Annotated in this window: 7 protein-coding genes and 2 tRNA genes; 3 read left to right on the top strand and 6 right to left on the bottom strand. The window is 58.2% G+C overall.

Annotation, left to right across the window (positions count from 1 at the left end; translation table 11 throughout):
• Positions 1 to 110: 110 nt before the first annotated feature.
• Both G5253_RS20180 and G5253_RS20175 read right to left on the bottom strand, forming a co-directional pair.
• On the bottom strand, positions 111 to 836 hold the full coding sequence (locus G5253_RS20180; protein ID WP_421204139.1) for a carbonic anhydrase: 726 nt from the start codon (positions 834 to 836) through the stop codon (positions 111 to 113).
• Between the two features lie 350 nt (positions 837 to 1,186).
• Positions 1,187 to 2,461, bottom strand: coding sequence for an alpha/beta fold hydrolase (locus G5253_RS20175; protein ID WP_421204137.1), 1,275 nt, complete (start codon positions 2,459 to 2,461; stop codon positions 1,187 to 1,189).
• 192 nt (positions 2,462 to 2,653) lie between these two features.
• Between G5253_RS20175 and G5253_RS20170 the strand changes: the two genes are divergently transcribed.
• On the top strand, positions 2,654 to 2,896 hold the full coding sequence (locus G5253_RS20170) for a hypothetical protein (RefSeq protein WP_337072498.1): 243 nt from the start codon (positions 2,654 to 2,656) through the stop codon (positions 2,894 to 2,896).
• Here the strand turns inward: G5253_RS20170 and G5253_RS20165 are convergent.
• Together G5253_RS20165 and G5253_RS20160 are read right to left on the bottom strand one after the other, a co-directional pair.
• A tRNA-Asn gene (locus G5253_RS20165) sits at positions 2,875 to 2,950 on the bottom strand. The two genes, G5253_RS20170 and G5253_RS20165, sit on opposite strands and share 22 nt — an antisense overlap.
• Before the next feature lie 4 nt (positions 2,951 to 2,954).
• Positions 2,955 to 3,030: transfer RNA gene (locus G5253_RS20160), tRNA-Phe, on the bottom strand.
• A 264-nt stretch (positions 3,031 to 3,294) separates the two neighbouring features.
• Here G5253_RS20160 and rraB point away from each other — a divergent pair.
• Positions 3,295 to 3,630: a ribonuclease E inhibitor RraB gene (gene rraB, locus G5253_RS20155; protein WP_041234500.1), complete on the top strand. Its 336-nt coding sequence runs from the start codon at positions 3,295 to 3,297 to the stop codon at positions 3,628 to 3,630.
• Between the two features lie 56 nt (positions 3,631 to 3,686).
• Here the strand turns inward: rraB and G5253_RS20150 are convergent, their stop codons facing one another.
• Positions 3,687 to 5,639, bottom strand: coding sequence for a sensor domain-containing protein (locus tag G5253_RS20150; RefSeq protein ID WP_005348383.1), 1,953 nt, complete (start codon positions 5,637 to 5,639; stop codon positions 3,687 to 3,689).
• A 185-nt stretch (positions 5,640 to 5,824) separates the two neighbouring features.
• Here G5253_RS20150 and G5253_RS20145 point away from each other — a divergent pair, with 185 nt between their 5' ends.
• The gene (locus G5253_RS20145; protein WP_216980216.1) at positions 5,825 to 6,319 is read left to right on the top strand and encodes a hypothetical protein; all 495 of its coding nucleotides are present in this window, start codon (positions 5,825 to 5,827) and stop codon (positions 6,317 to 6,319) included.
• 70 nt (positions 6,320 to 6,389) lie between these two features.
• Here G5253_RS20145 and G5253_RS20140 read toward each other — a convergent pair.
• A partial coding sequence (locus G5253_RS20140) for an Ig-like domain-containing protein (RefSeq protein WP_421204134.1) occupies positions 6,390 to 12,593 on the bottom strand: 6,204 nt, incomplete at its 5' end.

Here is a 12,593-nt window from a genome sequence, read left to right as displayed (position 1 = left end):
CCCCGATGCGGTACATAGAGGGTTCTGAGTAGAAAAATGCTAGTTGAAAATGTGTAAACCTATTTCAGGACTAGACATTTTGCTATCTGCAGCGCTATTGCAACGCTGTGTTATTGCAGTACCACGCGCCCATTGAGGGGCTGCACCGGTCGGTTGTTGGGGTGGTGCATCACCGCCTTGAAGGCGTCGATCTGGGCCTGACTGACCTCAACCGGCTGCTTCATCACCAGCCAGCGCACCCCTTCCGAGCAGGGAGGCGTAGTAAGGGAACCGCTGAAGCGATAGTAGTCATGGCTTTCCGGCAGCAGTTGCTCAGCAGAGAGCGGCGCCTTGAGGGCCTGGATCTCCCCCACCTTGGCAGGTAATACACTCCAAGCTGCCGCCAGCACCGGATTGGCCTTGCCAGCCTCGAACATCACCGCCACCACGGCGATCTCTCCCTTGTCACTGACGTGCACCAGATGCCCTTCCAGCGGATAGGATTTGCCCTCGATGAGGTTCTCACTCGGGGCGTGGAAGTGAAACTGCTTTAGTTCAAACCTGGTGCCATCGAGTTGCAAGGTGCTGCCCGGGGCATAACCGACCTGCACGGTATGACCGTTGTTGACCACTGTGTTGCCACCCGCCTGATAGTGGAGTACCAGCGGGGCCAGTTTGGCCTCGACCAATCCGTTCAGGTCAACCGGCGACTGATTGCTGCCCGCACACTGGCTAAACTCAGGGGTCAGCTTGGCCCAGTGGGCAGGTCCCGCCTCACCGCTATATTCCCAATGGGGGGTGGCAGCAAACACGACAGGGCACAGCAACAGGGAGCAGGCCAACAGAGACTTTCTCATCATACATCCTTATCTTGATTGAAAAGCACGACCATCCCCTCCCCCGGATAGCGGGGCATGCAGAGATGGCATATCAGATACGCGGAATACAGAGCATCGGAGCGACTTTCTAATGGTAACGAGCACGGGTTGGTCAATCGGTTTGACCGCGGCTCAATACAGAGTCGTTTGGCAAGTATATGGTGAGGGATCGGCAGATACAGTGAAAGAGGGGGAAATTAATCAGCCAGCTATCCACTCATCGTCTGGCGGATACGAGTCAAGGTTCAGGGAGTCACGCTTTCATAACAACCATCCATCACAACCATCGCGGGAGTCCGGGCTCCCGCGATGGTTGCCGATAACGGCAATTAACGGTCGCGATTCAACGCGATCAGGCGATCAAGAATCGCCTCACCATCGGCACGCAAACCGTTGTGCTCATACTCATTGGTGATCCAGGCGCGACTGTTGCCAAGACCACGCAGAGTTTCGCGACTGTAGTCAAACTCCACATACATATCCTCGGCATAAACGGCGCATGCTACCGGCACCTTGTTGCGGGCCAGTTGGGCCGGATTATAGAGCGCCCCCCAGTCCGCCTTGTTGGCCAGCAGATGAGCCGCCTCTTTCAGGGGCTGCAACTCGCGGAACTGCTCGAACATCCAGGGGTAAACCATCTCTCCGGTGAAGGTGAAATCCTTGCCGGGCACCCAGTTCACCGCAGGAAACTCCCCTCTGACCCGGTCCGCCGCCCAGCGAGTCGCCTCCCCCTCGGCGTAGATAGCCTCGTGCAGGATGGCAAACAGCGGGTTGGTATTGAATGGCTGCATGCTTTGCACCTGATAAAGAAAGGCCGGGCTCAGCTTGTCGCCGATAAAGGCCTCTTCCAGCAGGTAATAAAGCTCCTCAAAGGCACCCGTAGCACCGAGATCCAGCCCTTGCTGCTGGAACTGCTCCACCGTCAGGCGCTGACCGTTGGGCAGCCGCACATCATGCTGGTGCAGATGGTTGGCCAACCGGTTGGCAATCCCCTGAACGTGGGGGAAACGGGCGAAGAAGGCACGGTTCTTGTCAGCCACCCTCTGGTAGGTGGCACGGTAAACCTCCTCGGCGCTGCGGCCAATCGGCGCGATGCCGCCGGTGATATAGACCTCCCGCAGGCTATCGGGGAAGAGCGAGAGATAGGTCAGGCAGCAAAAACCGCCAAAACTTTGCCCCAGCAGGCTCCAGCGATGCTTGGGGCTGAGCTCCTGCCGGATGAACTCGGCATCTTGCACTATGCTGTCGGCGCGAAAATGGCCGAGATACTCCGCCTGCTCGGTCGGTGTCATTTTGGCCAGAATATGCCCATGGATGGGGCTCGACATCCCGGTGCCACGCTGATCCAGCAGCAGCACTCTGAACTCCTGCAACGCCCGCTTGAGCCAACCACTGTTAGCCGTCGGGCGCGGCGCCCCGAATCCCGGCCCCCCTTGCAAAAACAGCAGCCAGGGCAACTTCTCATCGAGCTTGTCTTTACGGCAGAGGGTACGGGCAAACAGGGTAATGCTGTCAGCATCCGGCTCATCATGATCGAGGGGAACGGTAAAAAAGTGCGGCTCGCAATGAATGCCGTCCAGTACATAGCTCAAGGGGCTGCTCATCTGGGATCTCTCCGTCAGGATGGGAACATCATTGATCCCATCATATCCCCGCCAGGCCACAGGGTCACTCAGGTTTTCCAAAATGTTAACAATGGCTTAAAGGTCGAAACATCTCCAGAGAAGACACGGTTCAACTGTGCTGAATTAATTGTTTTGCGAGGGAGATTGACGCCATGGCGCCATTCAACAAAGATGGCGAGCCTGCACAGGAGTGCGACAAAATGGATAAGGAAACGTGATGAAACCGAAGTGGATCAGGGCCAGAAAAAGAGAGAAGAAGCCCTGCCCTGGCAGCATGCTGCAGACCGGAATGCTGTTGTTCAGTGCCACCTGTGGTGCGACGCTCTTTTTGGCGGCATGCAACAGCAACTAGAAATGAAAAAGCCCGCTCGATTGAGCGGGCTTTTCGAATTTGGCTCCTCCTACTGGACTTGAACCAGTGACATACGGATTAACAGTCCGCCGTTCTACCGACTGAACTAAGGAGGAATTGTGGTGCCCAGAGACGGAATCGAACCGCCGACACGGGGATTTTCAATCCCCTGCTCTACCGACTGAGCTATCTGGGCAACGGCGCGCATTAAACCCTTTCCTGCGCAGAGTGTCAACCATGATGGCACGATAAAAAGCGCGTTCGCTCAACAACCGAACGACATGGCCATATATCACCCATTTCAGTCCCTTTTCCCACACTTGCTGGCCCCTGCATGCCTACAGGCAGCGTCAATATGATAGAAATTAGAGGGTCAGCAGGTCAGCCACATTGAGCCGAATCCACTCTGCGAGTATGCTTTGCCGCAATGATACCGCCTGGAGGCAACATGAGTCTGAATATGCAAGAGTGGCGTGATGAGACCACCGAGATCGTCAACGAACTGCTGGCCGATGGCAGCAATCCCGATGCGGATTACGACATCGAGCACCACTTCGCCTGCCAGGATTTCGACCGTTTGGAAAAAGCAGCGGTTGACCTGTTCAAGGCCGGATTTGAAGTGACCGATGCCGAAGAGATGGAGCTGGATGACGGCGCCACCATCTTCTGCTTCGATGCCACCATCGAGTGCAAACTGGATGTCGAAGCCATCGTTGCCGATATCGAAAAGATGCTGCCCATCCTGGAAAAATATGGGGTGGACTACGATGGCTGGGGCACCTACTTTCAGGATTGATCCCTGCCACAAACAGAGAGGCCACCTGTGGGTGGCCTCTCTGTTATTGCAGACTGTCACAAATAACTGGCGGCAAACTGGTCGGGCGGCAACGGGGGGCTGAACAGATAGCCCTGTAGCCGATCACAACCCGCCTGGGTCAGCCACAACTGCTGCTCGACGGTTTCCACCCCTTCTGCAGTAATGCGGATCCCCAGCTCATGGCCAAGTCCGATGACCGATCGCACGATGGCGGTGGTGGCACTGTTGCTGACCAACCCCTGGGTGAAGCTGCGATCCAGCTTGAGCGTGGCGACCTTGAGCCTTGGCAGATAGGCCAGCGAGCAATACCCGGTACCGAAATCATCGATGGCCAGTTGAAAACCGGCGGCGATCAGGTTATCCAGGTTGGTCTCAATCTCATCGGCATTCTCCATCAAGACTCCTTCAGTGATCTCCAGCTCCAGCTGGCCTGCATTCAGACCATGACGGGCAATGCAGCCCTGCACCAGCTTGCAGAGCGCCGGATCACGAAACTGCAACGGCGAAAGGTTGATGGAGAGCACCATATCCGACCGAGCGGTTTGCCACTGGGCCAACTGAGCACACCCCAACTCCAGCATCAGCTGACCAAGTTGGCCGATGATCCCCATCTCTTCCGCCAGTGGAATGAACTCTTCCGGCGAGATCATGCCAAGTTCAGGATGCGGCCAGCGGCAAAGTAATTCTGCGCCACAAAGCTGATGGGTTGTGCTGCTGATAATGGGTTGATAGACGGCAATCAGCTGGGATGACTTGATGGCGAGCGGCAACTGGGCGGCGATCAGCTGGCGCCGCTTAAGTCTCGCCTGCAGATAAGGATCAAACAGGGTGCAGTACTGCTGCTGCCGCTTGCCCTGCGCCAACGCTGCTTCGGCGTGGCTAAGCAACCGCTCGGCATCGTTTGCCCGCCCCTGAGCCAACCCCAGAAACACCGGAATCTGGATACGATGCTCTTCCACCTGATAGAACTCCATCAACTGCTGCTGCAGATGCTGGTTCCACTCCAGCAAAGGCTCGTTGAACTCGGGAAGTAGCAGACAAAAGTCATCGGCAGCCACACGGCAAAGCAGGGTTCGCGGCGGAACCAACTGCTGTAGTCGCTTGGCCACCTGGCTCAGCAGGCGATCGGCAATCCGGATCCCGAAACGATCGTTAACCTCACGAAAGTGGTGCAGATCGACCAGCACCAGCGTGGCGCTGCGGCCCCCCAAATGGCGGCTGGTCTGCAAGAAACGGGAGAGTTTGAGCAGCCCGGTGAGGCTGTCGTAGTGCTGCTCCTGCTGCAACTGCGCCTGGGTGGTCCGCAAGCCGGTGATATCGCGTCCCAGCGTTAGGATCCCGAGGGAGTGACCATCACCATCGGGGACATCGACCCGGGTGATCTCCATGTGCCGCCCCTGCCCGCTGGCATCCAGCAGGCAACATTCGCCGTGGCCCATCCCTTGGGGGGCCGCCAACCGATATGGTATCTGCTGACCCAGCACCTCATCCGCCCCCTGACCAATAAAGTCGAGAAATGCCTGGTTACACTCCAGCAACACCCCGTTGTGATCATCGAAACGGATCAGGTCAGGGATGGCATCGAGCAGAAAACGCTGCAACAACTGCTGTTTTTTGACCGTCTGTTCCAGGTGCTTGCGCTGGGCAATCTCGTTGACCATTCCGAATACGGCGTATGGCTCACCCTGAGCCGTGTAAAGCGGGATCTTGTGCACCTCCATCCAGCAGGTCTCACCGCCCCGGTTGCAGTGCAACTGTTGATGAAGCAAGGGAACGCCCCCCGTCAGCAACTGCGCATCCTCAGTGCGAAATACATCACCCCATGGCATCTCGGCATCACTCTTGCCGACCACCTCGGCGGGTGAACCCAGCCTGGCCTCAATGGCAAATTCACGATTGGCAAACAGGTAGCGACCATGCCTATCACGACAAAAGATACTCATTGGCAACTGGTCGATGATCTGCTGCAGCAGATCCGGGGTAAGCATGTTGGTCACAGAGGCGCTTATGGAGGAATTTCGAGCAAATCTATGATAGCAAACCAATTTTGTAAAGCACCCACGGTAACCCCTCAGTTTACACCGATGCAGCACGCATGCTGACAGAGGTTGTCGCTCAGGTGATAATAGGCACCGGTTGGCCAATGGCCTGATAAATGGACGAGAGAAGCAAGATGAAAAAGATGATGGGGTGCGCATTGGCGCTGTTGCTGGCGGGTTGTGCTGGTGACAATAACGGTGGTGAGGAGTATCGCTACAATCCGCCGGTCGCCAAAGCGACCAACAATACCCAGGAGATGGCGATCCCGGTGGATCTGGTATGGGCTCGCGCCGAGAAATGGTTCACCGATCACGGCCTCACCATCGAAAACAGTCAGCGCGGTGCCGGCCTGATGACCGCCAATGTCAACCAATCAGCCGACGGACTGGAGTGGCTGGACTGCGGTACCATGGGTTCAAAAGTTGCACTGGGCAACCCGAACCTGCAGATCAACCTGATCATCACCCAGAGCGGCAACAGCAGCGTGGCCACTGTCAACGTCAAGGGCAACACCGAGCTGTTCTTTGTTGAATCCTCAGGCGAGCGCGTACCAGCCCCATCCATCAAGCCGGTCTGTGTCTCCCGCGGCTCTCTGGAGCAGAGCCTGTTCGCCACCCTCGGCAACTGATTTCACTTACCTGCAAAGATAAAAAAAGCGGCAGATTACTCTGCCGCTTTTTTATTGCCCCGAGTTGGGCTTACTTGTCGATATCGAGCATGTTGTTAGTCAACATGTAATCGATCACCTGGTTGGCAGTGGTACCGGCCCCCCCCGTCAGACTATCGAAGGTATGGTTCATCAGTACAATCTCCTGAGTCACCGGCGCAGTACTGCTCTCCTTGACCTGTAGATGTACCCCCTCATTGTCCTGGAACACCGACAGCAGGCTCTTCAGATCGTTCTGGTTACGAGAACCATCGTGATCCAGCAGGTCGCTCAGATCCAGCTTGTCACCTTCCGCCTTGGAGAAGTCGACCACGTAATCCTTGGCAACGCTGCCTGCGGCTGTGTCGCCCTGCAGCCAGGTGAAGGTATCGGCACCGCCATCCCCCTTGAGGATGTCATTGCCAAGCCCGCCGACCAGGATGTCATTGCCCAGACCGCCGATCAGGTTATCGTCGCCGATTCCACCAAACAGGGTATCGTTGCCACTGCCACCGTACAGGGTATCGTTGCCGCTCTCGCCATACAGGGTGTCGTTGCCGGCACCACCGAACAGGATGTCGTTGCCGGCACCACCGAACAGGAAGTCATCGCCACCCTGACCGAACAGGATGTCGTTGCCATCCCCACCAATCAGCACGTCCGCCTTGTCATTGCTGGAGGACTGATCGAACTCGCTGGCATGGTCCGTGATGTAGTCATGGACCTGGGCATCAGTCACCGAGCCTGCGCCCAGCTTGCCGGCCACATACTGCTTGATGGCCGCGTAGCCTTCACCATTGATACCGGCGAAGTGGATGGCATCCCCGAACAGGATATCGTCGCCAGCACCGCCGTCGATCCGGTCACTGCCCGGCAGGTTATTCACCGAGGTGCCCAAGATGGCGTTGGCTAGATCGTTGGCTGACACGTTGGACTGCACAATCTGATCACTGTCGAACAGCTTCAGGGTATCGATGGAGACGTTACTGCCGATGCCGATCGCTTCCAGCGTCACGTTATTGGCCAACAGAAGTGGCAGAACAGCCAGAGCGTTTTGCAATGCCCAGTAGTTGCTGTCATAGGAGGTGGAGATCTCGAAGGTACCATCCCCCTGTGCCTTCAAGGTCCCGATGGTGGTCGAGCTCCACTTGTTATTGCTGTTTTGCGACCACTGTTGAACCCTGCCACTAGCATCGATCAGCACCCTGTTGGTACCACCTATGTTGGCGTAGAAGGCCTCCCCTGCCACATAGTTGTTGACGTTGACAAACGAATCGAGACGTTCGTTGGTCTTCGTATTCACGATAGGGTTGGTCTGTTCATAGTCGTAATAGGTGTTTGGTGCCCCATCGGTAATGAAGTACGCCAAGTTCTTCGCGTTGGTGTTGTTCTTGGCGGTGTCGCTGTTGAACCAGTTGGAGGTAGTCTTGAGCGCATCCTCGTAGTTGGTCGCCCCACCGTTCCAGTTACTGCCGTCCATGCTGTCGAGCACGGCCTGCAACTTGGTCAGTACATTGGGGTCCTTCAAGTCCACGCTGATGGACTTGTTGGCCTGACTGTCGAAGTCCACCAGGAAGATATTGACCTTGCCTGCCCCCTCAGTACCGGCACTGGTCTTGAGGGTTGCAAACACCTGTGCCAACTGGCTCTTGATGGTGTTCATGGCGCTGGTGCCGATACTGCCCGAGCTGTCGACCATAAAGGCGATGTTGTAGTTCTGGCCCGGCAGTACCACGCTACCATCCAGATCCCCGACCACGATATTGTGCTCGTTGCCATAGGTGCGGTTCTGATCGCCCGGCTCCCCTTCGGTGGAAAGGAAGTAGCTCATGCGGATCGAATCCTGATCCGATGCACTGCTGGTCTGATCGGTCGCCACTTCCTTGGCAATGGCTTCTACCTTGAGGTCGAACTGGCCGGCACTGCTGCCCGGCACCCGCAGGGTCAGACCGGTCAGTTTGACGTCCAACGCGCTCTGGTTCCACAGACCGGTCAGCGTCAGCGTGCCATCGGCCCCCACGGTGCCGAGCACGGTGGAGCCCTGATAGAGGGTCGACCCCGTCGGCATGCCGGTCAGCACCAGGCTGTCGAACTGCTCGCTACCATCACGGTCGGTCAGGGAAGCAGTGATCTCGAGCGGGTAATCCACCACACTCGGCTGTACCGCCGTCAGGGTGCCGTCGGTCTGGTTGAACTGGTAAATGCCGTCATCAAACTGCACCAACTCGATGTCGTAGAGCGACTTGCTGATGGTGACGCCGTTCTCCTTCACCAGGAAGTTGAAACCGCCGTCACTTCTGCGCTCGATGACATAGTTGGCACGCGAGCCCATCAGTACGGCCAGGTCGGTACCGGCGCCGCCAAACAGGGTGTCGCCACCCAATCCGGCCACCAGGATATCGTTGCCGGTACCGCCGTCGAGGGTGTCACCTGAGGTGGAGTTGCCACCGACCAGCACGTCATTGCCAGCACCGCCGACGAAGTAATCGCCGCCGCCCTTCACGCTGACGATATAGTCATTGCCGTTGCCGCCCACCACTTGATCCTGACTGGTGGTGCTGTCGGTCAGACTATTGGTGATGCCAAAGTTGCCCTTGTTGAAGTTGCTGCTCTGGAACGCCCCGGTGGAGATGCCGGACGACGGGTACTGGGTATAAAGCGGGACGCCGTTGCCGGTCAGGCTGATGTCGACCACCGGCTTGTCCGCGACCGCCGTGATATCGATCACCAGCTTGCCTGAGTTACTCAGGTTGGCACCATCGCTGATCTGGTAACCCAGAGTGGCGTAGTCCCCTTGCTGGTTGCCCGTCGTCGTACCGCCACCATTGAGGGCATTGCTGCTGGATTCATTGAGACTAGGCACAAAGCGCAGATGGCCGCTGTCGATATCGGCGTAGGAGACAAGATCCCCCACCTTCACTGCAATCCACTGACCAGCAGCGTTCAGGTATTCCAGCTTGCCGCTCAGCGGCAGGGTGTTGATCTGCACGCTCAGGTCAGAAGCGGCCTGATCATCGCTGGCACCAAACTGGGCCCACTTCAGCACCAGTGGCGCGTCCTCCTTGCCGGCACTGTAGCCACCCGTGGTCACCGGCGCCCGATCGTTGTCCACTATGGTGCCGGTCCCGCTCTGCCCACCGATGGTCACCGAGAGGGTCTCGTTCGTTTCGACCAAGCGATCGTTCACCGTCGGGATGGTCACAGTAAAGTCCGACACGCCGGCTGGTACCGTGATCTTGCCGGTAGTGCTGTTATAGGTCACACCATTGCTGAACTGGGCATTGCCCCAATCCTGGTTGGAGGCGGGGTTGTTGCCCGAACCACGAATGGCGAAATCGTATTCAGTCGCTTCCTGGGTTGCATCTGACAGGGTGACTTTGTGCAGCAGATTGCCCCCTTCGGTTACGCTCTCGCTGGAGACTCCCTGAACCAGCGGCGTGAAGAGAGGCTTGGTTGCAAAGGAGCCAATGCTGGCGTCGCCGTCACCATCCACCACCCGGACCTGGAAGTCGATGTCGCCATCACCCAGAGGTTTGGACATGCGCTGATACTGGAAGAACTCCCACTTGCCTGTGGCCGGCGTAAACTCCAGCTTGAAGATGAGGTTGCCGTCCGCATCCTCCCCGACCAGGGTATTAGCGCCGCTGGCGGTGATGGCGATGGCAGAACCGGAAGCCGTTCGCAGACCATTTTCGAAGGTTGCCGGGTCCATTACCAGCCCGATGGAGCCCTTGCCATCCGCCCCCCACTGCGGGGTCACGGTGCCAGAACCATAGGCGATTGCCTGCGCCGTGTTGGAACCGAGGAACTCGATGCTCTGTACGGTGAAGTCGCTGTTGTCGGAGGTATTGGTGCTGCCGTTGTTGGTCGCCTTGATCACCATGGTATCAAAGCCACCCTGCTGCACCTGGAAGTTCTGGTTGAACTCCCCACCCGATGCGTTGGAGTTGAATACCAGGGTACTGATCAGTACACCACCGCGATAGAACTCCACGACCCCGCTCTCCAGCTCGCCGCCAAACATCTTGCTGAACTTGATGTTGGCGCCGTAGGCAACCTTGCCCGCATCCAGCCTGACGATCAGCTGCTCGGAGGCGGACGATCCGTCGGCAAAGTGACGGAAGTCAATCTCGTTGGCGAGGTTGTGGTAAGGCGCAGCTCCGCTGGCCACCCCCAGCCCCGAGCTGGAACCGTTGACCACCGCCGTTACCAGTGAGGAGTCTGTTGCCGACTTGAAGCCCAGGGCGCTGATAGTAAAGCCCGCCATGTTCAGAGTGCTCTGGTTGCCACTGTACTTGGTCAGGTCAAAGAGCCCGGTCAGCACGTTCGGAATATCGGTCTTCACCACGGAAACGGCATCGCTGTTGTCAGCAATGGGGGAGTCGTCCTCAACGCTGACATCCAGCTTTTCCTTGGTGACGCCGCTGCCATCGGAGACCTCCACATCCAGCTGGAACGACAACTTGTCTTCCGAGGTCGTATCCCCGTGGTCGAGGGGACCTTTGAGGGTCACGTCATAGGTCCACTCACCCTTTCCACTGGCATTGGGTGCCGTCAGCTTGACCTCGACCACAGCCTTGTAATCGGCGCCGCCAATCACCCCTGTGTAGCCAACCAGCGTCTTGCTGCCCGCATCCCAGCTCCACTGGACCTTTGCCCCACCGGACGTCAGCCCGGCCGGTCCATTCAGGGAAATGTTGAGTGTGCTGCTGTCGATGTCGCCCACCGAGAGGGTACCGGACGCCTTGATGGCATTGGTGGTATCCGGATTGCCGACCGTGTCGGCAATGCCGTTTGCCAACCCCTCTTCAGAGACGATAACCCCGTTGGAGATGGTCAGCGTCGGCAGGTCGTTGACCGCATCCACCTTGATGGTCACGGTTGCGGGACTCGCATCCACGGCGCCGTCGTTGTCTACCGCCGCATAGTTGAAGCTGGTGTTGCCGTTCCAGTTCGCATTCGGAGTGAAGGTGAGGTTGCCGGCGTCCGCCACCGCAATGCTCTGATCCACGGTCACCGCCACACCGTTCAGATAGAGGATGCCGTTGGCAGGCAGGCTCTTGATAGTGAAACTCACCACGTTGCCATCAATGTCGCTGCCACTGAGGGTCGGAATGGCGATGCTGGCTGCATCTTCCTGGCCGTTTGCCTGCTTGTTCGCCGTCTCCGGCGCTTCATTCAGGATCTGCGCGTTGTCGCTGCCCGGCAGTGAGACGTTGCCCGCCTTGTCGGTCTGGGTCGCCGTCACCGTCAGCGACTTGCCGTTGGCCGGGGTCGTTTCCGTCCAGCTGATGGTGCCGTTCTGATAGCCGTAGCTCTTGCCATTGCTTGCCAGCAGGGTGCCATCGGCCTTGAGCGTCAATTGGACAGTGCTGTTCACCCCACCATTGTTGATGGTCAGCGTCACCTTGCCGCCCGCAACCAAGTCTGCGTGATTGATCCCGGCACGTACCTGGATCTGATCATTGCCAATCTCGGCCTTGGTCAATAGCTGATCGTTGTTGCTGTCATCCATGATGGTGACGGTAGGGGCCGAAGCCGCCGTGGTGTCGACCCCGTAGCCTTCGCTGTCGGTCGCGGTGGCGCTGTTGCCCGCCGCGTCGGTGCTGGTCACGCTGGCATCGATGCTCTTGTCGCCATCGGCCGCCAGATCGCTGCCCGCCACCAGGATGGTGAAGCGGCCATCGGCAGCCACCTTGCCGGTGTATTCGGTGTTGTTGACGGTCAGGGTGACGGTGTCCCCTGCCTTGAACTCGCCGCTCACGGTGCCGCTGACCGGGATCTGCTGACCCGCTTCGGCGGCGTTGATGACGTCGTCGGCGGTGATGTCGGCATCCAGTTTGATGGCCAGGTCCACCGGCGCCGTGGTGTCGACCCCGTAGCCTTCGCTGTCGGTCACGGTGGTGCTGTTGCCCGCCGCGTCGGTGGTGGTGACCTTGGCGTCGATCACCTTGTCGCCATCGGCCACCAGGTCGCTACCCGGCACATTGATGCTGAACGTCTTGTCGGCCAAGACCAGACCGGTGAAGGTCTTGCCGTTGACGGTCAGGGTGACGGTGTCGCCCTCTTTCACGTCGCCACCCACGGTACCGGTCACGGCGATGTCCTGCTTAGACTCGGCCGCGTTGATCACGTCGTCAGGGGTGATGTTGCCATCCAGGGTGATGCTGGCGGTCGGGGCCTGGGTGTCGACGGCGACAGTATCGCTGCCGGCGCTACCCGGATTACCGGCGGCATCGGTGTAGCTGCCCGCCTT

The sequence above is a fragment of the Aeromonas sp. 602658 genome, from assembly GCF_049173005.1.
GTDB lineage: Bacteria > Pseudomonadota > Gammaproteobacteria > Enterobacterales > Aeromonadaceae > Aeromonas > Aeromonas veronii_A.
The sequence above is the reverse complement of the archived record's forward strand: the minus strand, read 5'-3'. Positions and strand labels throughout refer to the sequence as shown.

What these genes read in the sequence shown, in the direction of transcription:
- G5253_RS20145 (WP_216980216.1), top strand. Translation starts at nt 5,825, where the DNA reads ATGAAAAAGATGATGGGGTGCGCATTGGCGCTGTTGCTGGCGGGTTGT.
- G5253_RS20180 (WP_421204139.1), bottom strand. Translation starts at nt 836, where the DNA reads ATGAGAAAGTCTCTGTTGGCCTGCTCCCTGTTGCTGTGCCCTGTCGTG.
- G5253_RS20175 (WP_421204137.1), bottom strand. Translation starts at nt 2,461, where the DNA reads ATGAGCAGCCCCTTGAGCTATGTACTGGACGGCATTCATTGCGAGCCG.
- G5253_RS20170 (WP_337072498.1), top strand. Translation starts at nt 2,654, where the DNA reads ATGGCGAGCCTGCACAGGAGTGCGACAAAATGGATAAGGAAACGTGAT.
- rraB (WP_041234500.1), top strand. Translation starts at nt 3,295, where the DNA reads ATGCAAGAGTGGCGTGATGAGACCACCGAGATCGTCAACGAACTGCTG.
- G5253_RS20150 (WP_005348383.1), bottom strand. Translation starts at nt 5,639, where the DNA reads ATGCTTACCCCGGATCTGCTGCAGCAGATCATCGACCAGTTGCCAATG.